Genomic DNA, 25,825 nt, shown 5'->3' on the forward strand with positions numbered 1-25,825 from the left:
TATTAGACTAGAGATTTAAATTTTTCCACCAATTCATTGTTCGCGAATGGCAGACCTTGGATTTTGTTGAATTGAAGAAAATTGAATTCACTGCAATTAATTTTCAATACTTTGACGAATTGTCCACTGTTCAACTCACAAACGATTATTTTCTTGTACTTGCTGAATACTTCGCTCGTATTTTTAGGCAAGGGGTTAATGTAGTTGAAATGTGCAAATCCGATATTGTTATATCCTTCTTCATTCAATTCCTTTACCGCCGAATGTAAGCTACCATAAGTACCTCCCCATCCTACGACCAATAAATCCCCTTCCTCGGTAAATTCAGGAACAATTTCCGGTATGTAGTTTTGGACCCTTTTTACTTTTTCGGCCCTTATTTTTGTCATGTACTCATGATTTTCAGGGACATAGGATACATTGCCCGATACACGGTCTTTTTCTAAACCGCCGACTCTGTGCTCCAGGCCTGGGACTCCAGGGATGGCCCAATTTCTTGCTAGTGTGTCCTTATCCCGATTGTAAGGGTGCCAATCTTCTTCAGCTTCCTTGATGATGTTGTTCTTTATTTCGGGCATACTGGCCACGGATTTTATTTTCCATGGTGCCGATCCATTAGCGATATAACCATCGGTTAACAACAGTACGGGTGTCATATGTTCTATGGTCAGTTTTGCAGCTTCATAGGCATATTCAAAACAATTGGAGGGGGTACTTGCCGCGATTACGATAATCGGACTTTCACCATTTCTACCATACATGGCCTGTAATAGATCTGATTGTTCTGTCTTTGTCGGTAACCCGGTTGAAGGTCCACCACGCTGTACATCCACGATGACCAAGGGTAATTCTATCATCATGGCCAATCCTAGGGCTTCTGCCTTTAAGGCCAATCCGGGCCCTGAGGTTGTTGTTATGGCCAAATCACCGGCAAAAGAGGCCCCGATTGCAGAACTTATACCTGCAATCTCATCTTCTGCTTGTAAGGTTTTAACCCCAAAGTGTTTGTGTTTTACCAATTCGTGTAAAATATTGGAGGCCGGGGTAATGGGATATGATCCCAAGAACAATTCCAATCCTGATTTTTCAGCTGCTGCCAAAAAGCCCCAAGCAGTGGCTTGGTTCCCCATGATTATCCTATAGGTGCCCGGAGCCATTTTGGCTGGGGCAATGGTATAGGCATTGGGAATCAATTCCAAGGTTTCGGCAAAATAGAAACCTGCGTTCAATACCTTGGTATTCGCCTCGATGACCTCGGGCTTCTTTTTAAATTTCTTGTTGAAGAATTCCGTGGTATATTCCCTGGAGCGACCATACATCCAGTAGACCATTCCCAAGGCGAACATATTCTTACTACGGGTAATGGTTTTATTGTCCAATCCTTCCACTTCCTTCAAGGCTTCCTTGGTTAATGAAGTCATGGCCACTTCTATGACCCTATAGTTCTCGAGACTTCCATCTTCCAGTGGATTACTATCATAAAGGGCCTTTTCCAAGTTCTTTTTGGTAAAGGAATCCGTATCCACTATAACCGTGTGCCCCGGTTTAAGCGCGTGTAAATTGGTTTTTAAGCCTGCAGGGTTCATGGCCACCAATAGATCTACATCATCGCCAGGTGTGTTGATTTCAACACTGCCGATATGTACTTGGAAGCCTGAAACCCCATATAAACTACCTTGTGGGGCCCTTATTTCTGCCGGATAATTGGGGAATGTCGCAACATCATTGCCGAACATTGCCGATGTATCGGAGAATTGGGTGCCCGTTAATTGCATACCATCTCCTGAATCACCTACAAAACGGATGATTACTGCATCTATAACTTTCTGCTTTTTCTTTTCTGTGGTTGCAATCATATGATTTTATTTTTCTTAAACGAATTCTATTAATTTTTGGTAAATTTAGGGACTAAAATTTAATTCACCTTAAGTTTCGAAATATGATATTTATCATTAAAAGGTATTATCCTATATACTAACTTCGTTATCTTAAATAAAATTAAGCAAAATGGCTATAAAAATTACAGATGAATGCATTAATTGTGATGCTTGCATTTCTGAATGCCCAAACAATGCGATTTACGAACCAGATCAAGAATGGGCTTATTCCGATGAGACCGCTTTAAGTGGTACGGTAACTACACCTGATGGTAGGGAAGTAGATGCTGACTCCGAGAATGAACCTATTTCAGATGAGTTCTATTTTATCGTAACCGACAAGTGTACTGAGTGTAAAGGATTCCATGATGAACCACAATGTGCTTCGGTTTGTCCTGTTGATTGTTGTGTTCCTGATGAGGACCATGTTGAGACAGAGGAGACCTTGTTAGAGAAAAAAACTTGGTTGCACGGGGAATAGATTAATAGTCATTCCTCCTTTAAGGTTTATCGAATGGGGTATTTTATACTTTATGAAATACCCCATTTTTTACTGGGTATAAAACCCGATCATTTCTTTCTTCTATATTGTAGTGCAATATGTTCCGCACTGGAAATGGAACAGGATTCTTATGTTCTTGTTTCATCACAACTCTTCCGTCCCTACAGGCGTTAGCCGATTATTTTCTTTTGATTAACCTGACAAATGTCATAGTCTGCCCGTACAACTGTCTCTAATTTTATGGAAATTTTAAAACCGATACCTCGGCAATAGGTTTCTGCAAATCGTATAGGGTCCTTTCCCTGATTTTGCTTAGGTGTCTTAAAAACAAGCGAAAATCATCATGGAAAAAAAATCCAAAAAGTTAATTTGTGACGCGAATGAGGCGGTTGCAAGAGTGGCACACAAGACCAATGAGGTTTGTGCCATTTATCCCATCACACCAGCTTCGCCCATGGGCGAGCATGTTGATGTGTATAGCTCAAAAGGACTGGAAAACATATGGGGCAATGTCCCCAGGATCGTGGAAATGCAAAGTGAAGGAGGAGCTTCAGGTGCAGTACACGGTTCGTTACAAGTAGGTGCTTTGACTACGACATTCACCGCTTCCCAAGGGTTGTTGCTAATGATTCCTAATATGTATAAAATGGCAGGGGAATTATTGCCTTCTGTAATACATGTCGCAGCAAGGACTATTGCTACTCACGCATTGTCGATTTTCGGGGATCATTCCGATGTTATGGCAGCACGTCAAACAGGATTTTCCATGTTGTTTAGCGGCTCTGTACAAGAAGCGCAGGATATGGCGTTGATTTCCCAAGTTGCTACTTTGAAATCAAGAATTCCATTCATGAATATTTTTGATGGATTTAGGACTTCCCATGAGATTGCCAAAATTGATTCCATTCCAGACGACGTTATAATCGATATGATGCCGGAAGACGAAATAATGGCACATAAAAATAGGTCTTTGGACCCAGATAATCCTGTTCTTAGAGGTACTTCACAAAACCCCGATGTATTCTTCCAGGCAAGGGAGGCTGCAAACCTTTATTATGATAAGGTTCCTGGGATTGTTGAAGATACAATGGATGAATTTTACAAACATACAGGTAGAAAATATAGTTTGTTCTATTATGTAGGGCATCCTGAGGCGGAAAAAGTTATCGTTATCATGGGTTCTGGTCAAGGTCCGGTTATGGAGGCTATTGACACCATGGTGAAAAATGGGGAAAAAGTCGGTGCGATTATCGTGCGTCTCTTTAGACCATTCTCAATTAGTCATTTTGTTGATGCCTTACCGGAAACAGTTAAAAAAGTAGCTGTTTTAGACCGAACCAAAGAGCCAGGTAGTTTGGGCGAACCACTTTACCAAGACGTTGTCACTGCCTTTATGGAAAGTGATAGGGCTATGCCACAAATTATTGGTGGCCGCTACGGATTGTCTTCCAAAGAATTTGATCCAGCCATGGTAAAATCGGTTTATGATGAGTTGGATAGGGAGCAACCATTGAATCACTTTACAGTGGGTATCAATGATGACGTTTCATTTAAAAGTCTTCCACTAGGAGGCAGATTGGAAACTGTCAAGAATACCTTTAACTGTATGTTCTATGGTCTTGGTGCTGATGGTACGGTAGGAGCGAACAAAAACTCCATTAAGATTATTGGGGAAACCACGGATAACTATGTACAGGGTTATTTTGTTTATGATTCTAAAAAAGCCGGGGCACAAACCGTATCACATTTGCGTTTCGGGCCAGAGCCTATCTATTCTACCTATTTAATCCATAAGGCAAACTTTATCGCTTGTCATCAATTTAATTTCATTGAAAAATACGACATCTTAAAAAGTATCAAAAAGGGAGGAACCTTCTTATTGAACTCTCCTTTTGATAAAGATGCCATTTGGGATGTCCTTCCTAAAAGAATGCAAGAGCAGATTGTTGGGAATGAATTGGATTTTTACGTAATTGATGCCACTAAAGTAGCCCAAGACGTTAATTTAGGTAAGCGTACGAATACGGTTTTGCAAACCTGTTTCTTTGCGATTTCCGGTGTGCTTCCTAAAGATGAGGCCATTAAGAAAATTAAGGAGGCTATTGTTAAGTCCTATTCTAAAAAAGGTGATGCCATTGTTCAAATGAACTTTAATGCAGTGGATAAATCCTTGGAGAACCTTCAAAAAGTCGATTATCCTAAACAAGTCACAAGTGATGCCGAGCTTAAACCAATGATGACCGGTGATGCCGATCCATTTGTAAAAGAAGTACTTGGAAAAATATTGGCTGGTAATGGTGATGAGCTTCCTGTAAGTGCCTTCCCCGTAGATGGTACGTTCCCAACAGGAACTACCCAGTTCGAGAAACGTGGTATTGCGATCAACGTGCCGGTGTGGGATGGTGAGGATATTTGTACACAATGTAATAAGTGTGTGGCCATTTGTCCACATGCCGCTATTCGGGCCAAAGTGGTTTCCAATGAAGAATTGGCAGGCGCGCCTTCAACCTTAAAATCGGTTCCGGCCAAAGGTCGACCATTTAATGGTGCCGAGGAATCCTATGTATTGCAGGTTTCTGCCCAGGATTGTACTGGTTGTGATCTTTGTGTAGCTGTTTGTCCTGCTGTAAGTAAGGAGAATCCAGAATTCAAGGCTATCAACATGCATGATAAGCTCGAAGTTGAGACTGTCGAAGATCAAAATTGGGATTACTTTATTGACCTTCCCGATTATAACAGATCAGCATTACAGATCACCAATGTCAAGGGATCTCAGTTCCTTGAACCATTGTTTGAGTTCTCCGGAGCTTGTTCTGGTTGTGGTGAAACACCTTATATTAAACTATTGACCCAATTGTTTGGTGACAGTATTTTAATAGCCAACGCTACAGGTTGTTCCTCCATTTATGGCGGTAACTTACCCACAACACCCTATAAGAAGAATAAATTTGGTAGAGGACCAGCATGGGCCAATTCCTTATTTGAGGACAATGCCGAATACGGATTGGGTATGAAGTTGGCATTGACCAAAAAACAGGAAATAGCGGTCAGCTTATTGAAAAGTCTTGAATCTGAGGTAGGCAGCGAATTGATCGAGGCCATTTTGAACAATTCAGAAAAAACAGAGGCTGAAAAACAAGAAAATTTTGAAAACCTTGATAAGCTTAGGGCCAAGTTGGCTAATTTAGATAAACCTGAAGCCAAAAAGCTATCGCAGTTGACGGATTACTTACGTAAGAAATCGGTTTGGATACTCGGAGGTGATGGTTGGGCTTATGATATAGGTTACGGTGGGGTTGACCACGTATTGGCCTCTGGTGAGAACATCAATATCATGGTCTTGGATACAGAGATTTATTCCAATACCGGTGGACAAATGTCCAAAGCAACACCATTGGGAGCAAGTGCGAAATTCGCCGTGGCAGGAAAACGTACCGGAAAGAAAAGTTTAGCCTTACAGGCGGTTTCTTATCAAAACGTTTATGTTGCCCAAATAGCGATCGGAGCCAAGGATTTACAAACCCTGAAAGCGCTTGAAGAAGCAGAAGCTTATGATGGACCTTCATTGATCATTGCTTATTCACATTGTAACGATCATGGTTACGATCTTAAGGATGGGGCAATGCATCAGGAAAAAGCGGTTGAAACTGGCTACTGGCCATTATTTAGATTCGATCCTGCAAAACCAAAAGGTAAGAAGTTTAAATTGGATTCCAAAGCACCATCAGCACCATTAGAGGAGTTTATGTATATGGAAACACGTTTCTCCAGAGTTGTTAAGGATAATGCCGAATTAGGGGCTGAACTTCTTAAACAAGCCCAGGAAGAAGTGGACTCTAGATGGGAAAAATTGGAGCTATATAGAGGAATGTAGTCCGAAGTATAAGTGTAATTACTTTAAAAATTGACTTTGTTTTTTGAAACCATACATTCTGGATTGTTTTAGTTCAGGATGTATGGAACAAAGTTTAATCATAAAATCATATCAATGATGGAAGATAAATCCAAAAAACTGTACGAAGAGGCAGTGGAAAAACTAAAGGAGGCCAACAAAGAGTTGTGTAGGCCAGAGGAAGATGTGGTAGCACAATTGGTTTGTAATCATGCCCAATGTGCTATTTTAAATTATTTAAGGGGTTTTCTTATGGAAAACGATATAGAAACTAGCCCTAATGATTCAATAGAGAATCTTTTTGAGGAATGCAAGATCATTAACCCACATTTTTCAGAAGTAAATCTTTCCGGGTTCAAATGTAATGTCCATAAGGATGAATCAAGATTCTGCAATGACTCTTCACGGTTCAGCAGATGCTTTGACATCGCGGATAGTTTGGATACTTTTTTAAGACGGGAAAAAGTAATCGTACAATAGATTAAACAAGCATTCAGGATTTATTTCCAGGTTCTTTCTAGGAACCCTAAGAAGTTTTTGTGCATAATGTTTTCAATATCATTCGGGGAATAACCCCTTTTTTGAAGCATATTAGGAACTTTTTGAATGTCGGAAATCGTATTGAGGTCTGAAGGACATTGTTCTGTTCCAAAACCTCCATCCAAATCGGTTCCTATACCCACATGATTTGTGTTTCCTGCCAATTGACAGATATGGTCCATATTGTCGATCATGTTATGAAGGGTTACACCAAGTCCTTTTGGGGTCGATATACCTCTAATCCAATTTGGGGCCAGCATCCAGGCATCCAAGGCCATTCCAATGACCGCTTGCCTTTTAATAAGCTCCTTGATCTGTAAATCGGAGAATTGTCTATTGTGGTCTACGAGGGCCCGACAGTTGTTGTGGCTCGCCCATACGGGTCCGTTAAAGATTTTAAGGGTTTCCCAAAAGCTTTGGTCATTCAAATGGGTAACATCCAAAATCAAGTTTAAGCGCTCGATTTCCTTTAAAAGCGTCTTGCCTTTAATTCCTATTCCACCTTCCCCATTGGTACCTTGGGCATACGTACCGGGGCCATAATGGGCTGGACCAATCGCCCGTAACCCTTGTTCATAGGATTTTTCCAAATAGTGTGTGGAAATAATGGAATCGGCTCCTTCCAAGCTTAAAATATAACCTATCGGTTTTTTTTCTTTGGGAGTTTCCCAAAGCTGTAAATGGGCCTTCAGTTGTTCAAGATTGCGTATTTGAACCATTTCGCCAATATCTTCCATGGATTTATACCAAGCCAATTGGCCTTGGGTCTGTGCCCAGGCTTGCTGGGGTGATTTCCATCCGGGAAGTGGGTTGGTCTTTTTGGAAAACCTCGCAATTTGCGTCGCCACACAAAGTCCGATATTCCCGCGTCTCATGTCTTGTAATGATACCGTATTCTTATTGCGATCCGGTTTATCGGTCATACCGATTTCGCTTGTGCGAATGGCCGTTACCGGCCATGTTAATTCCCGGTTCCACTCCATGGCGTTCATGGCCAAGTCTAAATGTGCATCAAATACAAACATATTAGATCGTAATTTTTTGGTTTCTCGCAGCGACCTTCCAAGAGCCGGTTATTTTGTGGTTCTCAACAGTGGAAACACTTTCGTATTTTGCCACTGTGGGACAAATATGCATGGGAATGGCATAAAAGTCATCACCAATTTCATAGTTATTGGCATGTTCACAGCGAACCACCAAATGTTCCTCACTTTGGGCTATCTGTTCACAATGTTCCAATCCGAAAATTTTTACCCTTGGAAATGGCATTTCGGGAGCAATCGATTTATGCCCCAAATCAAAACAAAGCAAATCGGATCCGGGCTTGCTGATGATTCGGGTTATTAATACAGATGACGTAAGAAAATACATATCCTTTAATATAGTACTATAACGTTCATCCCATAATAATGTTGTGCCGGGCGATGTTTCAATATTTGCCCTTTTGCTATGGAAGGGAAAGGTGGGACTTCCTCCAATGACCATATTAACGGGTCCTAAGCCTTTGCTTTCCAATCTTTGTCTTAATTTTGAAACAGGTTCAAATGCTGCATCACAGACTTTTTTTCGTTCATCGAAATCGGATTGATTAATATGGCCGTCATAGGCATGCAATCCTCTTGGGTTTATGTAGGGATTGCCACTCATCCTTTCATAAAGTGTTTCAGCCGTCGATCCAACAGGTATTCCCGTGCGATGCATGCCATTGTCAATATCCAACCAAAGGTCAATTGTAGTGCTTTTTGATTTCGCCTTGTCAATGAACGCATCCAGGGTTTTGGAATTATCGACCAAGGTAGAGAAATTGGATTTTGAATAGGTTTCCATCAATGTGAAAAATCGATGCATATTGGTTGCGACAGGTTGCATGGCCAAGAGAATATCCTTGGCGCCACATTGGCCAAGCAATTCAGCTTCGGCAATAGTGGCACATTTGAACTTGAAGATTCCTGCATCCATCTGTAATTGCACAATTTCGGCCATTTTGTGCGTTTTTATATGGGGCCGTAAGAACTCGGTACCACCGGCAATTTCAACCATTTGTTGAATGTTCTTTTTAACCCTGTCAGGATAAACCAATAAGGAAGGGGAAATTACTTCGGAGGTGTCATTTAATTGATACCATTTTGAATTCTGCATAATCATTATTTGTGTAATTCGAATACTGCTTCTATCTCTACAGGGATATTTCCCGGAAGCATCATACCTACGGCACTGCGTACCCCGACTCCGTTTTCATTGCCAAAGACATCGGCCATGAGCTCACTGAAACCATTGATAACCAATGGATGTTGGCCAAAATCGGGTGTTGAATTCACCATACCCAATACTTTGATTATCCGTTTTATTTTGTCCACGGAACCAAAATGGGTCATTATGGTCGATAACATAGTGAGTCCAACTTGTTCCGCCGCCAATTTACCTTGTCCTAGATTAAGATCTTCACCAACGCGACCGACCATTAAACTGCCATCGGCCTTCATAGGTCCCTGGCCTGAAACATAAAGGAAATTATCGACCACCAAAACAGGTTTGTATAAGCCAGCGGGTGGTGGTGCGGGTGGCAGAAGCAGCCCTAAGGCCTTAATTCTTTCTGAAGGTAAATTTTCCATATGATTTTTTAAATAAATATATCCAAAACAAGTACACCTAAAAGTCCCATTACGCCAACGGTGGTTTCCATAACCGTCCATGTGCGCAAGGTGTCTTTGACTGAAAGGTTGAAATATTCCTTATAGAGCCAAAATCCGCCATCGTTGACATGTGATAACATCAAACTGCCCGAACCAATGGCCAAAACCATTAATTCCGGACTCACCCCGGACGACGACAATAGGGGCAGGGCTATACCCGCCGCGGTTAAGCCTGCCACGGTTGCGGAACCAACACAAACACGAATGACCGTGGCAATCAACCATGCTAGGAGTAAGGGTGAAATCGTGGAACCTTTCATTAAGTCGCCAATATATTGGCTTACTCCACTGTCGATTAATACTTCTTTTAACCCTCCTGCCCCCGCAATGATCAACAAAACCATGGTTATACCGGCTACCGCGTGTGAAACTGAATCCATGACCTCTTTCATGGTGCGTCCGCGGTTCAAGCCTAAGGTGAAAATTGCCAAAAGTACCGATAGTAGCATGGCAATAACCGGGTTGCCTATTGTAGAGATGATTTTCAGAAGAATACTTTCCTCGGGTAGGAGCAGATTGGCCAGGGCCGAAATCCCAATCAAGATTACGGGAAACAGGGCGGTAAGGATGCTGGTTGCCGAACTGGGCATTTCATCCTCAGAGAGTACCTTGGGGTTCACAAATTCCGGAAGTGGGGTAGCCTTTATGTTTTTGATGGTCCTCGAAAATAAAGGCCCGGCAACTACAATGGCAGGTACTGCTACCACTAAACCATACAAGAGGGTTTTACCAATATCGGCATTGAACATGATCGCAATTCCCGTAGGGGCCGGATGGGGAGGTAAATACCCATGAGTGACTGATAGGGAGGCCAACATCGGAAGTCCTACGTAGAGTAAAGGCAATCCTGTGGCTGCTGCCACTGTAAAAACCAAGGGTATAAGAATTACGAAACCTACGGTGTAAAACATGGGAATACCAACGATGAATCCAGTGAGGACTACAGCCCATTGAATGTTCTTTTTGCCGAATTTATCGATTAATTTGGTTGTGATGCGTTGGGCGGCACCACTGTCGGCCACCAATTTACCAAGCATGGCACCAAAACCCAATATCATGATCAAGGATCCCAACGTTTTGCCCACACCCGCTTGGATGGAATCGAGAACCTTGATAAAATCCATTCCCTCGGCCACTCCGACAACAAGGGATACAATGATAAAGGAGATAAAGGCGTTGAGCTTAAATTGGGCAATAAGTAAAAAAAGCAATAGTATTCCTAAGATTACAATGAGTAGTGGCATAAAAAACGGGATTAATTAAGAGATAATCATTAAATATAACATTTAGATAAAAAAAAGGGGCATTAGCCCCTCTTTTTTTTTAATCCTTTTCTGGGGATAAATATTTATATACTACTCCTGCAAGTAGGGCTCCGACAATGGGTGCGACCCAGAATAACCAAAGTTGGTCCAAAGCCCAATCCCCTACAAAAAGGGCCTGACTCGTGCTTCGGGCTGGGTTAACCGATGTATTGGTGACCGGAATACTGATGAGGTGGATCAAGGTAAGACAAAGACCAATGGCCAAACCAGCCAAATACTTGGGAGCCTTGGAATGTGTCGCTCCCAAAATGACAAACAGGAATATAAACGTCATAACCACTTCGCTTACCATGGCAGCGAGTAGGCTATAACCACCGGGAGAATGTTCTCCATAGCCATTGGCCGCGAATCCGCCAAGCTCAAATCCGGGTAGGCCAGAGGCAATTGTAAATAGGATACCTGCCCCTGCGATACCACCTAAAACCTGGGCGATAATATAGGGCACCAATTCTTTGCCTTCAAAACGTCCTCCCATCCATAGGCCAATAGACACGGCCGGATTCAGATGACAACCGGAAATGTGTCCTATGGCATAGGCCATGGTGACCACCGTTAAACCAAAGGCAAGTGCCACGGCGACAAACCCAATTCCCAATTCAGGGAAACCTGCTGCCAGTACGGCACTTCCACAACCACCAAGTACCAGCCATAAGGTGCCGATAAATTCTGCTACTAATTTTTTCATTTGTAATGTTTTAGTTAATGATTTATTTATGTTAGTGTTCCCTAAGGTTTAAAAATTAAGAATGGTGTTAATAATTCGGAAATGAGAATTTTAGGAGCTATTGAATACTTTGGTTTGGCCAAAAGTTGAATTATATAAAGGCCTGCCATATAAATGAAGATCAAGAGGGGGTCACTATGGTATTTCAGCAGCAGCTTGGGCGATCAAAGCCAATGCCCGATCAATGACGATTGGAACCAAAAATAGCCATCGTTTTCTGAAAGAAACGGATCTTATTATTTAAACATAGGATTAAAAACGATACATCCTGCCCTTTACTACTTCATTTTGGGAAGTAAATGTGACTTATTGCCCGTCATCTCCCATTGACCCAATGACGTAGGTATATTGCCAATGGCATTCAACCGATCAAAAAATTCCTTTAACACAAAAGGTTCGTTTTTGGATTCTTTCATCCGTGCAAACTCGGCCATAGCATTTTCAAGAAGGTACTTCCCGGTTATATAGCTACTGCCATAACCAGGTTGGCGTAGATATAAATGCTGTTCGAACAACAATAGTTCCTTTTCTGTTTTCATCCATCCACGGGGGGTATATTCGGAGTGGATGCCACCTGCCTCTTCCATAGACATTTCATTGGCATGGGCGTAAAGCGACCCCAAACCCCTTGCGGCACGTTGGGCGATCATAATATAGACCAATTCCTTCACCCTAGGGTTGTCTTCGTACAATCCCGCCTGCATGAACATTTCTTCCACTGCGGTAGCGGTTCCTTCATTTCGCGAATCAAAAATATTGTAAAGTAATGGCCCACGTCGAATCTCACTTTCGTGGGGTTCATTATCCATTCGTGCCAATTCGAACCAATGGTAAAAATGGGAATATAAGGGTCTTTGGTCATGGTGGGCTATAATCCAGAAGAAATTCTGTTTTTCCTTAGGGACATATTGTCCTAAATGCTGACGTAATGCGGGTTCGAAATATTCCTTTACGGTTACGATTTCGTCTTTTTCAAGGAAGTTTAGTAGGCTCTGTGTTGATTTTTCAGCGCTTTCCGCATACATTTCCGGGGAGTTCACCTCCTTGAGTTGGGGCAGGTCCCTGTTTTTGTGCTCTTCCAATTTTAAGGAAGACCATGCCCGTACAAGTTCGCGTTTCAAAATCATCACCTCATCTTCCCAGGTCAATGGTACTAAATGTACATTTTGTAAATACCAGGTATAATTTTCCTTTCCGATCCCTGAAGGACCGGTTTTTGAGGGTGCTTCCTTTTGCAGCCAGTCAATAAGACTTTGTGTAGAGCGAATGGCGTTCTGTACCGCTTTGGACAAAGCGCGATCCTTTTTTATTTCTGTTCGTTCCAAAAGTCCCTCTAAATCATTGCGTTGGAATTGGATATCCCGAATACCCGCAATCCACAAGTCTTTCGCATTTCCATTTAAATTTATTTTTGCCTGTTCGTTCAGGGGCGGAATTACGCTGAGGTCGGTTAACAATCGGGCTTTTTCCGCTTTATCCAAGGGGAAGTCGTAGGTCCATAATTCTGTTGTGGCATGGTGGGTGGGGCCTTCATGTGCAGGTACGTCACTCCGGTCCATCCATAATGATTTATAAAAAGCAGGGTCCCTTGCCCAAGGTTTAAGAATGCGGTGGTTGAAATCATAACCATTCATTTCAGCCTTTACCAGATTCCAATCCACTTGCTGGGCTATGGGCCAATCCGAAATCTCCATGCCCAATAATCTCGACTGAAGGTCATTAAAAGCTGGCCAGCGTTTTTCAAAAGTGCCTGCGGTATAATCGGGAGCACCTTCCCGTAATGGTGGTTTTTCAAAAGTTCGCCACTCCTTAAAAAGTTGTACCAAACCTTCATAAGTATCTGTCGTTTTATTTTGGGCCATCCCGTGTTGACCTAGAGATAGGATAAAAATGGTAATTAGGAAAGGAATAAAGGAGTTTGGAATTTTCATATTGGTTCTTTGGTATAAGCCTTGGTGGCGTCACAAGATGATAAAATCAAGCATTAAGGATGTTGCCCTAATTCAGTGTAATGATGGTATGGTCAAGTGGTATGGCCAACTATAGTTTTCTCACCCAAATATTCCTGAATTGGGTTTTATTTCCGTGGTCCTGGAGGGTGATCACATCGTCCCCATGGGCCTCGGGATAGTGGTGAAGGCCCGTATAGAGCGTTAATCCGTTAATGGTGACGTTGTTCTGTACCAAAACCCCATTATGGAAAACAGTAATCCTAGCAGGGGCATCGAGACGGCCATCTGCCTTAAAGCGCGGGGCCGTATAAACCACGTCGTAGGTGTTCCATTCCAAGGGTCCCCTCATGGCATTGACCAGGGGGGCGTGGTCTTTGTAAATACTTGCGGCTTGTCCGTTGCTGTAGGTGCGGTTATTGAAGGAGTCCAAAATCTGTAATTCGTATCGTTTCTGAAAAAACACCCCACTATTACCACGACCTTGACCATCGCTCTCCACTTTGTCCGGGGCACTGAATTCTATATGTAATTGACAGTCGCCGAACTTCATTTTGGTTTGGATAAAACCAGAGCCTGGGACTACTTCCATATGGTCATTGTCCACGATTTTCCATGGAGCGGGTTGGGTTGGGTCATTTTGACTTACCCATTGGTCCAAATTACTGCCGTCAAAAAGAACAATGGCATCCGAAGGGGAATCGCCTAATTTTTTGGCTGGTGTTACCACGGGTACTTCAGGTTCCCAAATCTCTGTCATTTCAGGTTTCATCGGCATTGGGGATACCTCAGGAGGTGTGTTGGGATATTGATGTTGTGCCTGGGCGTTAAAACTAATGGTAAAAGTGGCTAAGGCTAGCCAAAGGTATTGAGGTTTCATAAATTATGTTGGTTTTAGGAAGTGTAGGTATAAATATATTATAAAATTTGGTAAGACGTTGATTAAGTATCTTTGTTATTATATTACCATGCCTATGAAGTTATTGCACATTGCTCCTTTAATCTTGTTCTTCTCTGTTCTTTCTGCCAAGGCCCAATTGGTAAACATAGAGGCAAAACGAATGCAAACCGATTCTACCCGATTTGTACTCAAGAGCGATCTGCTTTTTAACTACACCGATAATAATGGTGATTATGTTCTGCAGTTTGATTCAAATATTTCTACCCAAATTAAATCCAAGGATTTGGAAAAGATCTATTTTCTGGTCTTGAATTATAGTTTGGTCCGTACCGATGACAAGGATGTTCAGAATGCTTGGTTTTTCCACGCCCGCTACAATCATGAACTTTCCGATTTTTTTAGGTTGGAGGGTTTTATACAGAACCAGAACAATACCCAATTGACTATCATCAGCAGAAATCTGGTGGGAGCGGGGATGCGTTTTAAGTTCATCAATAAGGAAAGGACCAAAGCCTATTTTGGAAATGCATATATGTATGAAATTGAAAAATTGAACGGTATCGACCAATGGTTCTACAATCATAGGAACAGTAGTTATCTGTCCCTGACACAAACCTTTGAAAAGATGCATCTTGAATTGGTTTCAACCGTTTATTTTCAACCCCTTTACAGCGACATAGGCAACCATAGGGTCTTGGGTCAGCTTAAGGCAGAGATACCTTTAACCGACCATATTAGCCTTTCGGCATTATATAATTACTTTCACACGAATTTTTCTTCAACATTGGAAGATGATCGTTCCTCAACCATTAAGGTTGGGATTACCTTTAATATTTAAATTGAACGGCTGGGTCTTTGATGTTTTTCTAAATTTTCAATGAGGTCTGCAGGCCAAAAAAACACTATGGTTTTTATGCTTTGATAAATATGGGCCATACCTCCATTCATACATGCTGCAAATTCTCGCAAATGACAGGGAACAGCATTGAAAGGCTACCGTCTAATGAAGGATAAAGCCATAATCAATCTTTTTGGGTCGTCTGTTTTCATCTACCGAGGCAAATACAAAAACACCTTCAATAGCCTTTTCACGGCCTAGTCCATACATTTCTTCAACATGGATTTCAACCTTAACCCTTAATTTTATGGGATGTGCTCTTTCTATCCGTCCTACAACCTCAACTATGGAATTCGGCTCTATGGCTTTCAAGAACCTGATTTTTTCAGTATTGACGGTAAACATTCGTTGGTGGGTAAAACGTGTAGCGGTAATATAGGCTACTTCATCCATCCATTGCATGGCCTGACCTCCAAAAAGAGTATCATTCGCATTTAATGTGTTCGGAAAAATGGCCTTAAACTGTCGTGTTTCACTGTTTTTTATATGCTCTTCCATAATTGAAAACAAAATGGTTGAAACAAAAATACGATTAGTTATGAGAATATGCTCAAAACTAATCATTTTCTTGAGGCAAGATTGTTGAAATAACAATGTTATGACCGAAAAGTACTGGAATCCTTAGTTCTTTTTGATTATGAGGAGTCAACACCCTGGCAATCGGTTAGGCGAATGCATGTTTCCCAGTTTATATTTACATGCATAGATGGAAAATGGGACAATGGAAAAGACGGGGTAGTAATGGTACCTGCATTGGTGTTCATTCTAACACAAGGACACCTCATATAAAGGGGAGCTGTAGGGAGGAAAAATGCCCGAAATGTGGTAAACGGATGTTATGGAAAGGGGGGCGTCATCGGTTATTCCTTGAGAAAAAGAGGAATAAAATATACGTCATTCAATTAAAATTTCCCTAGTTGTTCTAGGATATCAATCATAGCCATGTAAATTTGATAGGTCGATTACGACTAAAAATCCCGGTATTGTGTTGATACGGATTGAAATGTTCAACATTGACTAAATTTGTTACCCATGAAGAAGAAGAAACCCAGTTATAGCACGATTATTTTTGCGGTCCTGATCATTTTAATGATCATTCCCCAAACCCGTATGCCCATACAGGAAGGTATAAGTAAAATCCGTGTGGCCTTGTTCTCCCCATCTGCCATGGATGAGGACGAACAATCCCAATTAGAACCATTTACATATCGATTGGCTACCTTGGAAGGTGTTCCGGCAGATATTGGGATAGGAAAGGGGAAGGTGACGTTTTTAAGTTATTGGGCCACCTGGTGCCCACCGTGTAGGGCCGAACTCCCTAGTATCCAAAAATTGTATGATGATTATGGGGATAAGGTCGATTTTGTACTGATCACCCATGAGGATCCCGATGTCATCCAAGCTTTTTTGAACAAAAAGAAATTTGATTTTCCAGTGGTGCTACCAAGGATGGAAACCCCTGCAGAACTATTGGAACGCACCATTCCCACAAATTATGTCATTGATAAAACCGGTAAGGTGGTCGTTAAGGAGCAGGGGGCGACGGATTGGAACAGCCAAAAAATACGCAACACATTGGATACCCTTATTGGGGAATAGATTTCCAATAATCAAGAAAGGAACGGGTTGACGTATGTTGTCAGGTTTTATACCCCCAATTCGGTAATTTTTTTTTCGTACAACTTCTTGCTTTCGACCACGGCAACGTTCAGCTCCTGCATAATGCCATCGACCCGACCTTCGATGCTCTTCATTTGATCGTTTATGTTGTCAAAGGAATTAAGGGCTGCAGCCACTTCCAAAGCCTTTACCACTTCTACCGCATCCCCGTGTAATAGTTTCAGTTTGTCAATAGCCTTTGATGTATTGGCCAAGGTTCCATTGTATTTGGTACGGGCCTTATTGATCGCCTTTAAAAGGGTTTTTTTGGCAGTCTCATCACTTAGACTATTGGTCTGTGTCTCCATAGCGGTAAAAAGGTTTGAAGCCTTTTCCTTTAAATCCTCATATTCCTTATTAAGGTTTTCTACCCTTTTGTTTACTTTTTCCCAATCACCATAGACTTTGGCGAATTCCTTATCTTCATTTTTGGTGTCCTCCAAGGCACTTTTTAAGGCATTTAAGGTTTCTAGCCCTTTGTTTACATTCTTATTTGCATTTTCCTTTTTTCGTTCAAAATCCTTGACCTGTGATTTGAACTGTTCTTTAAGGCGAATTAGGTCTTCAGGACTTTTATCCTTCCAACAGGAAATAAACAATAGGCCCATAAGGGCGAAGAGGGAAACTTTTTTCATGGTGTAGTGTTTAGGCAAATATGCGCTAAAATAATGATTTTAAGCAATTTCGTGTTTTTAAGTTGTCCATGGGTCTTAAAACCAGAAATCAAACCTGACAAAAATCATGTTTATTACTGTGTTTATCTGGTAATTTCGGTATTTTTAAGGGTCTAAATTTCTTTAGGACTAACCAAACGTATAACCTATTTACATCTTCTGGGTATGGTAAAAATTAGAAATGAAAAGTTTTTAACAAATAGTATGGTGCTCTTACGGCTTTTCATCGGATGGCACTTTCTTTATGAAGGCATCATAAAATTATACAATCCTGATTGGACTTCATTTGGATACCTTGCCTCAGCGCAGGGTCCTTTCCGTTCCTTTTTTATTTGGATGACGGGTGATTCGATCATGGGTATGGCTGATTGGGGCAATAAGATAGCCTTGGTTTTTGTAGGCCTTACCTTGTTGTTGGGCATTTTTGAGAAATGGGGCGCTATCGTGGCGGCCTTATTATTGGCTCTGTATTATTTGGCACATCCTTCGTTTCCTTGGGTGGCACAGGTGAATGTAGAGGGCAGTTATTGGTTCGTAAACAAGAACTTGATTGAGCTTGTCGCCTGTTTGGTGGTCTATCAAATACCAACCTCCCACTATTTTGGGTTACAGCGCTTGTTCCATAAAAAAGAAACACTGTCCCACGCAAATTGATATATATGAATTACGCTTCATCCTAGGGGGCCGAAAGGTTAGATGGGATGTGTGTCGAAATATATGTAACACTTAAAAGCATTAAAGATCTACAGATGAAATTTACAAGAAGAGACGCATTAAAGGGTTTAGGCGGTATTCCGCTAATGGGAGCGGTTTGGTGGGCCGGTGCAGCTAGTAGCGTGGCCAAGAAAAAGGAACGTTCCGCCATTTTGGAGCAATTGAACATACAACCATCCTTACCGTCGGCCGTACCTGGTATTGGGGGCGAACCCATTCGCGTGGGTGTAATTGGTTTTGGAATTCGGGGGGAACAGCTTTGCCGGGCCTTGGGTTTTGCCACTGAGGAATGGAAAGAGAAAATGCGCATGGCAGCAAAGGAAGACCCCAAACATACAGCGCTGTCAGATTTTGAGTCCCAAGATAAATTGAATGTACATTTGGCAGGAATCTGTGATATTTTCGATTACCGAGCGAATAAGGCCTTAAAATCCTTTAATACGCCCGATAATAAGATGGAGCGTTTTCGAACCCATCAAGAGATGATCCGTTCAGGTAAGGTCGATGCTGTGGTGATTGCCACCCCAGATCATTGGCATGCACCAATGGCCATTGATGCCTTGGAGAACGATATACATGTCTATGTTGAAAAACCCATGACACACAATGTATCGGAAACCTATCGTTTACGCGATGTGGCCATGAACTCCAAAGCCGTGCTACAAGTAGGTCACCAACATAGGCAGACCTTGAGTTTTCAGACGGCCAAGGATATTGTCCACAAAGGAACCATCGGACATGTATCATTGATACAGACCAATACGAATCGTAATGATGATAATGGTGCTTGGATGTATGAAATACATCCCGATGCCAGTCCGCAGACTATAGATTGGGACATGTTTTTAGGTTCTGCACCTAAAATACCCTTTAATAAGAACCATTTTTTTAGATGGCGTAAATGGTGGGCCTATGGGTCAGGACTTTCAGGTGATTTGTTGTCCCATGATTATGATCGATTGAACTGTGTTTTGAATATGGGTATACCCAATTCAGTCATGACCTCTGGGGGGATTTATACCCATAGGGATGGGAGAAACGTTCCGGATGTGCTACAGGTAAATATGGAATATCCCAATTTCAGCACCGGAAGTAGCCAACCTAAAGGGAAGGAAAAAGGAATGACTTTTGTGTACAGTGCGACCTTAGGTAATGGTTTTAGCCGTCCAACCATTTTAATGGGACATGATGGTACTTTGGAACTAGGGAACGAACTGACCATCTGGCCCGATGGACGGTCAACGCGCTATGCCGATATGATCGAATCTGGAAAAATGAATCCCGAAGTGCCGATTTATCAATATAATCCTGGGGCTTCAACTCCCGATGGGGTAGCTTCGGCAACCTCCCAATACTTTGCCGATAAAGGGTTGATGTGGACGTATATCAATGGTGCACGGGTAGATTCTACCTTTTTGCACTTGCGGGAATGGTTAAGTACTACCCGTAATGGTGGAAAGGTGAGTTGTGGCGTTAAAGAAGGCTTTGAAGAGGCGATTTCGTCGCATATGGCCGGACTATCCTATAAATTGGGAAGACGCATAGAATGGGATCCTGAACAAGGAAAATTAAAACCTATAGAAGGAATTGACTTTGATGAAGCGCTACTTGCTTCCTTGTAGGGATCAAGTAATGTTTTCATTACATTTGTTGAATTGGATGTAAGCGGGCCCCTTAGGGTCCGCTTTTTTTAATTTCTATCTTGGGCTTCGTAGGGGTATGCTTTAAAGATTATCTTTTGCGCCTTGTCAACCTATATGGAATTAGGGTAGCAGAACGATGAATTTGATTTTTTGCACGACCAAGAATATGGTTTAAAATTTCTTTTGGTACCCTCCTTTTTTTTATCGACTAGGTAGTATGGGAATTAATAATCGTTGATTTAATGGGGATTATGATAAGGAATTCTTAAAATCCATTGTCTTTTTATGCCTTTTATAGATTGATTTGTCAGTAGTTCCCCCTTATAATTCACACATCCTTAAAAAAAATCAAAATGATCATGAATTCAAAAAAATAATTAGTCCAAAACTGATAAATATCATATTTAGACCTCAATAATGATCGTACTTTTGGGTAATTCATAAAACAAATGTCATGCAAGTAAAGAAGAACCCTAGTGCCGATTTAAATAAAAATAGTGGCCTCTACTTTGTCATAGGCTTAACCTTAGTCCTATTCCTCACTTGGAGGGCTCTGGAATTTAAATCATACCCGAAACAAGACAAGATAGTTGAGATGTTAAATGTGGTAGAGGATTTGAAGGAAGATGTTCCTATTACAGAACAGATCAAAACCCCACCACCACCACCACCCCCATCAGCACCAGAGATTATTGAAATCGTGGAAGATGCAGCGGAAATCGAAGAGACAGTCATCGAAAGTACCGAATCGAGCCAGGATCAAGTAATTGAGGAAATTGTTGAGGTTGATGATGTTGAAGTAGGTGAGGAAGAGGAAGAGATTTCAGTTCCTTTCGCCATTATTGAGAATGTACCTGTATTTCCCGGTTGTGAAAGCGCCAAAGGAAATGCTGAACGTAAAGCGTGTTTCCAACAAAAAATCCAGGAACATATTAGAAAGGAATTCAGATATCCACAAGTGGCTGCTGAAATGGGTATCCAAGGAAGGGTATTCGTACAATTCGCCATAAATTCCAAAGGATATATTGATGCTATCAGAACCCGTGGTCCAGATCCAGGATTGGAAAAAGAAGCTAGTAGGATCGTATCATCCTTGCCAAAAATGACCCCAGGAATGCAAAGGGGTAGGGCGGTGACCGTACCTTACAGTATTCCGGTTAACTTTAAGTTGGCTGACCAATAGAGTGTAAATAAGTTCCCCCAATAACACTACGGAACTGTTGGAAGGGTTATTCTTCTAAAGCTATTTGATAATCGATTAGTTTTTGAGGCCCTTCCAGCAGTATACGTACAACTTGCAAAGTGCCATCATCCTTGGTGGCAATTTGCCATTTGATAAGGGATATAGTCCCGTTTTCTATTTCGATACCCGTAATGCTACGAGGATGGACACAACTACCATCATTGAAAAAAGGAATATCACCGGGTTCTGGGAATCGAGGCCTGTGGGTATGTCCTACGATAGTGATCATTAATTGGTTCTTCAATATCCATTTCTTAATACGTCTTTCTACCTTGATCAATTCCTTGTAGTTTCTTGCTGGGCTCGTTGGGTCGGCAATGCCCCATACTTGTAGGGGCCTCCATAATACCCGTACCAAAAAACGACCCCATCTCCAAAACGTGTAATTCCACCAATCGGCTTGGTGTCCGTGGGTTAAAAAGAGTTCCTGTTGGGTGTCTTTGTGTTTTAAGATGACCCCTTCATGATATTTAATGCCTTCGAACAGTTCCTTGTCCTTGTTGTCAATAGGTTCAAAATAACTCGAAAGATTCTTTTTTACATAGGCTTCATCCTTATAGACCATATCGTGATTTCCCCATAGCATGTGTAAACGCTCTTCGAGATGGAATTTACGTAGCAGTTGAAAAACGTTCTTATGGGCTTCAAAAATCGGTTCAAAGGAAAGGTTTTCCCAAAGTTCATCCCCATCACCAATCTCACAGTATTGAAATCCGTTATTGTAATAATGCCTTAAGGCATGAAAATAAATGTTTCTATTGTTGGCAAATTCATCGGCAAAACTATTGTCACCCCTGTGGCAATCACTAAAAAGAATGAATTTTGAAGTGTCGTCAAACGGGACCACTTTAGCATTCGTATAAGCTCTTGATAATCTAAAATTCGATGACATGCCTGAAATTTCTATAAATATCCTAAAAAACAGGGAATGACCTAGGGTTGGCAAGATAAAAATCGTTTAGTATTTTGTAATTTTGTAGGTCCATTAGAGACAAAGCTTGTGTATGGGACAATTTTACGATGATGAATTTCCTTTAGACCGTTTGATCAGTTTCAACAAATTGTTGGAAGTGTATGATCGAATGGCGGAAAGCAAGGATGAGTATTTAGCTTCCAAAGCTAAATACGTTTTAAAGGCACAGGCGCCATATCCTGAACTTCGGGAAGGTTTTAAGGACCCTTCCTTGCTTAAGAAATACGAAAAGGTCATAGAGATTATTTTGCAGGATTCCTTCTCTGAGGTATTGACCCAAAACGAGATCAAGGTAGCTTCCCTACCTTATTACGATTTGATCTTTAGCGGCTCCCAACGATTTAAGAAAATATTGGAAGCGGCTGGGGACGATTTTGAACTGAAGGCGCGAGGGGTTCCTGAACATCTCACCTATATCATGGGTTGTACCATAATCTTAAGTTTTTATTACGGTTTCAACCTCGATTTTAAACGCCCGCTTTTTTATGATATTCCTGATGAAAATGGGGTAATGAAACATTATCGCATTCTTTATAATGCCGATTTTATGGAATTGATTCCTACCGAGAAGGCTAATAAACTTACGCAGGAAGATGTTGATGAATTATTGGATAATTTCGACAATGTGGAGGTATGGAAGGAAAAGATTCCACCAGGTAGTTTTATCGCTAGGGGATTTGTGATTTCAAATATGTTCGATGCCACTACGGAATATTCCATATCCGAGATTAAATCCAGTCTTATTTCCAGGGATAAAAGGGTTAGTGATAATTTCATCAATAACCTACAGGATGTTTTTAGGTCGTTCTTTAATATGAAGGATTTAAAGGTGGGGTTTGTGGGTTATAATCCTGACGAGGATATATTTGAAAAACTCCACAGTAAGGAAATGACCAGTTATTTGCTGCATGATAAAATGATGGAAACCTGTTCCGCTACCTTATGCCAAAGGTCATACAGTAAGCTTTTGGACCAACACGATTATTTTACGGTTGCCAATGTGGATAAGTATTATGAAATGTGTGAGGGGGAATTACCCGCAAAAAGTCTAAAGGAGCAAGGTATCAAAAGTGCCATTTTTGCACCCATTTCGAATGGGGATAAGCTTTTGGGTATTTTAGAGTTGGTTTCAACCAAGGTCAATGGACTAAACAGTGTTAATGCCCAAAAATTAGGGGACATAATGCCTTATATCGTTACCGCGGTAATGCGCTCAGCCGCAGAGGAGGAGAATTTGATCGATGCCGTCATCCAAAAGGAATGTACCACGGTACACCCATCGGTATATTGGAAGTTCAAAGAACAGGCAAAACGGTTTATTTGGGATGAATTTGATGGAAAACAGCCTTCTTTTAATGATATCGTATTTAAGGATGTACACCCTTTATATGGCCAAATAGATATTAAGGATTCTTCAAAGGCTAGGAATTTGTCCATTCAGAAAGATTTGATCATACAACTTTCGAAAATCAATAAGATAATGACGGTAGCTTGGGAAAAGGAAAAGTTGCCCATTTATGAAGAGCTGATTTTCAGGATCAACAATCTATTGGAAGAAATCGAGGAAGTTCTGAATACCAATAGTGAGCAAGCCATATTTGATTTTATAAAAGTAGAAGTTATCCCGATTTTCGATTATCTGAAAAGTTCGGATGGACAATTGGAAAGGATGATCTTGGCCTATGAAGAGGTGATTGATCCCAAAACCGAGACCTATTACAATCATCGTAAGAAATATGATGATAGTGTAATGATGATCAATAAGAAACTTGCTTCGGTCATCGATAAGAAACAAGAAGATGCCCAAGCGATGTTTCCCCATTACTTTGAACGGTATAAAACCGATGGGGTTGAGCACAACATGTATGTGGGGCAATCCATCGCCGGTCAGTTACCGTTCAACACCCTGTATTTGAGTAACCTGCGATTATGGCAATTACAGGTAATGTGCGATATGGAAAACACCCACTATAAGCTAAAATCAAAATTAGCGGTTCCTTTGGATGTGGCGTCACTTTTATTGGTATATAGTACCTCACTTTCGATACGTTTCCGTTTGGATGAGAAACGATTTGATGTGGATGGGACGTACAATGCCCGTTACGAGGTCATTAAGAAACGTATTGATAAATCTTATATCAAGGGTACCAACGAACGTTTAACGCAAAGTGGAAAGCTCTCCATTGTATATTCACAGAAGAAGGAGGAATTGGAATACCTGAGATATATAGGCTTCCTAAAGGCAAAAGGATATTTCACCAATAATATAGAAATTGTTGAACTGGAAGGTTTACAGGGTGTGACCGGACTTAAGGCAATACGCGCCGAAATTCTTTATAAGCAAGATAGTGGGGACGGAAAAACGTATACCTACGATGATTTAATGGATGAGCTTAAGGCATGAGCATAGTCCATGTATTTCAGCTATCATTTTCCAATTAACTGAAAAGAAACAGCAAAGGCTATGACGGAAATTACGGTGCCGATCATAAATATGGTGTACGTCCAACGTAAAATCTTATATTTTCGGTTTAAGACCAATCCCAAGTAATAAAGATCTTTCGTTAAGCTGGAATAGATGTAATCCTTGTCTTTTACCAATTCGGATATTGCCCATTCGTATTCCGATAATTTCATTTTGTGGAAATTGCCAAAGAACAAGAGGTTTACTTTTTTATTAGCAACATCTTCCTTGCTGAATTCGCCACTTGTCACATTGGGCCTTGTCGCCAATACGGCCAGAATCATGGAAACAACAGAGGAAAAAACAAAAATCACGGTAGGGATGATCAAATAATTGTTGGATGGATTATCGAGTTTGGGAATCAGGTTCGATAATGCCATGGAAATAATAATGGCATTGACAGAGAGTAGAATATTTGCCTTGGTGTCGGCAATGTTACTTAGGGTTAAGTGGTTTTTTAAGGTAACACGGAATAATGTTTGTATGCCACGATCTGGACTTTCACTTTTAAATTTGGCCTTTAGGGCTTCTTTTTTTGCTATAGTCTTAATCGATTTATATTCCTTATTGAGTCGTTTGAGGTTTTTGTCCTTACCGGGCTGCCAATGCTCTTTGGCATAATCGGTATAGTATCCATGCTCGTTTCCCAAAAGCATTATGTTGGTTTTGATCCAATTTTTTTGGCTATACTTGGCAATCCCCAAGAGCGCCAACTCTTCCCGCAATAATTCACAGGTTTCCAAATAACTGTTCTGCGCAAAATGGGAGGCATCTGCATCCCTTATTATTTCCTCTTTAAGGTTTGTTGGTATATGGTCTCTTTTTGTGGCTAGGATGAGGCTGCCGATTTCTTGGATCCCTTCCTTGTCATACCCCTGTTTTTCAAGGAATTCCCCAGCAATGGCAACACTTTTTTCCTCATGGTCTTCACCACCCTGTGTATAGCCGGTATCATGCAACCATGCGGCCAGGATCAGGGGCTCGGCCTCTTTGTCCCCAAGGTTGAGGGAATCTAGGATTTCTTTAGTACTTTTAACGACTCGTCGGGTATGGGTTAGATTATGGTACAAATAGTTGGGGTCTAACTTACTAGTCAATAAACCTGTAACAAAAGATTTAGTTTTCTCGATTATATCCGACATATATAGCATTTA

The 25,825-nt window shown here is 41.3% G+C and carries 21 protein-coding genes; 9 read left to right on the forward strand and 12 right to left on the reverse strand.

Going from position 1 to position 25,825, the window contains the following annotated elements:
• Window positions 1–2: 2 nt before the first annotated feature.
• A complete protein-coding gene (locus HPE56_RS04740; RefSeq protein ID WP_188242629.1) occupies window positions 3–1,856 on the reverse strand; it encodes a 2-oxoacid:acceptor oxidoreductase subunit alpha in 1,854 nt (617 codons plus the stop codon).
• A 151-nt stretch (window positions 1,857–2,007) separates the two neighbouring features.
• Between HPE56_RS04740 and HPE56_RS04745 the strand changes: the two genes are divergently transcribed.
• From HPE56_RS04745 to HPE56_RS04755, 3 genes are all read left to right on the forward strand, one after another.
• Window positions 2,008–2,358, forward strand: coding sequence for a 4Fe-4S binding protein (locus HPE56_RS04745; protein WP_188242630.1), 351 nt, complete (start codon window positions 2,008–2,010; stop codon window positions 2,356–2,358).
• A gap of 364 nt (window positions 2,359–2,722) precedes the next feature.
• Entirely contained in the window at window positions 2,723–6,253 is a 3,531-nt protein-coding gene (gene nifJ, locus HPE56_RS04750) for a pyruvate:ferredoxin (flavodoxin) oxidoreductase (protein ID WP_188242631.1), read from the forward strand.
• 114 nt (window positions 6,254–6,367) lie between these two features.
• Entirely contained in the window at window positions 6,368–6,751 is a 384-nt protein-coding gene (locus tag HPE56_RS04755) for a HEPN domain-containing protein (RefSeq protein ID WP_223170192.1), read from the forward strand.
• 20 nt (window positions 6,752–6,771) lie between these two features.
• Here the strand turns inward: HPE56_RS04755 and HPE56_RS04760 are convergent, their stop codons facing one another.
• From HPE56_RS04760 to HPE56_RS04790, 7 genes are all read right to left on the reverse strand, one after another.
• Window positions 6,772–7,836: a dipeptidase gene (locus HPE56_RS04760; RefSeq protein ID WP_188242632.1), complete on the reverse strand. Its 1,065-nt coding sequence runs from the start codon at window positions 7,834–7,836 to the stop codon at window positions 6,772–6,774.
• 1 nt (window position 7,837) lies between these two features.
• A complete protein-coding gene (locus tag HPE56_RS04765; RefSeq protein WP_188242633.1) occupies window positions 7,838–8,950 on the reverse strand; it encodes a D-TA family PLP-dependent enzyme in 1,113 nt (370 codons plus the stop codon).
• Between the two features lie 5 nt (window positions 8,951–8,955).
• Window positions 8,956–9,423 carry a RidA family protein gene (locus HPE56_RS04770; RefSeq protein WP_188242634.1) on the reverse strand — a complete coding sequence of 156 codons (468 nt, stop codon included), beginning with the start codon at window positions 9,421–9,423 and terminating at the stop codon, window positions 8,956–8,958.
• A gap of 8 nt (window positions 9,424–9,431) precedes the next feature.
• A complete protein-coding gene (locus HPE56_RS04775) occupies window positions 9,432–10,748 on the reverse strand; it encodes a gluconate:H+ symporter (protein ID WP_188242635.1) in 1,317 nt (438 codons plus the stop codon).
• A 79-nt stretch (window positions 10,749–10,827) separates the two neighbouring features.
• Window positions 10,828–11,544, reverse strand: a complete 717-nt coding sequence (gene aqpZ / locus HPE56_RS04780) for an aquaporin Z (protein WP_394355032.1) — start codon at window positions 11,542–11,544, stop codon at window positions 10,828–10,830.
• Window positions 11,545–11,831: 287 nt separating this feature from the next.
• Window positions 11,832–13,484, reverse strand: coding sequence for a hypothetical protein (locus tag HPE56_RS04785; RefSeq protein ID WP_188242637.1), 1,653 nt, complete (start codon window positions 13,482–13,484; stop codon window positions 11,832–11,834).
• Between the two features lie 109 nt (window positions 13,485–13,593).
• Window positions 13,594–14,382, reverse strand: a complete 789-nt coding sequence (locus HPE56_RS04790; protein ID WP_188242638.1) for a 3-keto-disaccharide hydrolase — start codon at window positions 14,380–14,382, stop codon at window positions 13,594–13,596.
• A gap of 94 nt (window positions 14,383–14,476) precedes the next feature.
• On the opposite strand from HPE56_RS04790, the gene HPE56_RS04795 reads away from it, so the two are divergent.
• Entirely contained in the window at window positions 14,477–15,241 is a 765-nt protein-coding gene (locus tag HPE56_RS04795; RefSeq protein WP_188242639.1) for a DUF481 domain-containing protein, read from the forward strand.
• Window positions 15,242–15,403: 162 nt separating this feature from the next.
• On the opposite strand, the gene HPE56_RS04800 is transcribed toward HPE56_RS04795, so the two are convergent.
• Window positions 15,404–15,799 carry an acyl-CoA thioesterase gene (locus HPE56_RS04800; RefSeq protein WP_188242640.1) on the reverse strand — a complete coding sequence of 132 codons (396 nt, stop codon included), beginning with the start codon at window positions 15,797–15,799 and terminating at the stop codon, window positions 15,404–15,406.
• A gap of 534 nt (window positions 15,800–16,333) precedes the next feature.
• Here HPE56_RS04800 and HPE56_RS04805 point away from each other — a divergent pair.
• Window positions 16,334–16,900, forward strand: a complete 567-nt coding sequence (locus tag HPE56_RS04805) for a TlpA family protein disulfide reductase (protein WP_188242641.1) — start codon at window positions 16,334–16,336, stop codon at window positions 16,898–16,900.
• 47 nt (window positions 16,901–16,947) lie between these two features.
• Here the strand turns inward: HPE56_RS04805 and HPE56_RS04810 are convergent, their stop codons facing one another.
• Window positions 16,948–17,595, reverse strand: coding sequence for a hypothetical protein (locus HPE56_RS04810; protein ID WP_188242642.1), 648 nt, complete (start codon window positions 17,593–17,595; stop codon window positions 16,948–16,950).
• A 204-nt stretch (window positions 17,596–17,799) separates the two neighbouring features.
• Here HPE56_RS04810 and HPE56_RS04815 point away from each other — a divergent pair, with 204 nt between their 5' ends.
• From HPE56_RS04815 to HPE56_RS04825, 3 genes are all read left to right on the forward strand, one after another.
• Window positions 17,800–18,288 carry a DoxX family membrane protein gene (locus HPE56_RS04815; protein ID WP_188242643.1) on the forward strand — a complete coding sequence of 163 codons (489 nt, stop codon included), beginning with the start codon at window positions 17,800–17,802 and terminating at the stop codon, window positions 18,286–18,288.
• Between the two features lie 95 nt (window positions 18,289–18,383).
• Window positions 18,384–19,970, forward strand: coding sequence for a Gfo/Idh/MocA family protein (locus tag HPE56_RS04820; protein WP_188242644.1), 1,587 nt, complete (start codon window positions 18,384–18,386; stop codon window positions 19,968–19,970).
• 475 nt (window positions 19,971–20,445) lie between these two features.
• Entirely contained in the window at window positions 20,446–21,174 is a 729-nt protein-coding gene (locus tag HPE56_RS04825; RefSeq protein WP_188242645.1) for an energy transducer TonB, read from the forward strand.
• Window positions 21,175–21,220: 46 nt separating this feature from the next.
• Here HPE56_RS04825 and HPE56_RS04830 read toward each other — a convergent pair whose 3' ends face one another.
• Entirely contained in the window at window positions 21,221–22,126 is a 906-nt protein-coding gene (locus HPE56_RS04830) for a metallophosphoesterase family protein (protein ID WP_188242646.1), read from the reverse strand.
• Window positions 22,127–22,238: 112 nt separating this feature from the next.
• Here HPE56_RS04830 and HPE56_RS04835 point away from each other — a divergent pair, with 112 nt between their 5' ends.
• Complete coding sequence (locus HPE56_RS04835; protein ID WP_188242647.1) at window positions 22,239–24,611, forward strand: GAF domain-containing protein; 2,373 nt, start codon at window positions 22,239–22,241, stop codon at window positions 24,609–24,611.
• 23 nt (window positions 24,612–24,634) lie between these two features.
• On the opposite strand, the gene HPE56_RS04840 is transcribed toward HPE56_RS04835, so the two are convergent.
• Window positions 24,635–25,813 (reverse strand): Pycsar system effector family protein, encoded by a 1,179-nt coding sequence (locus HPE56_RS04840; protein WP_188242648.1) that lies wholly within the window; start codon window positions 25,811–25,813, stop codon window positions 24,635–24,637.
• Window positions 25,814–25,825 lie beyond the last annotated feature (12 nt).

This window comes from Maribacter aquimaris, from assembly GCF_014596745.1.
GTDB lineage: Bacteria > Bacteroidota > Bacteroidia > Flavobacteriales > Flavobacteriaceae > Maribacter_A > Maribacter_A aquimaris.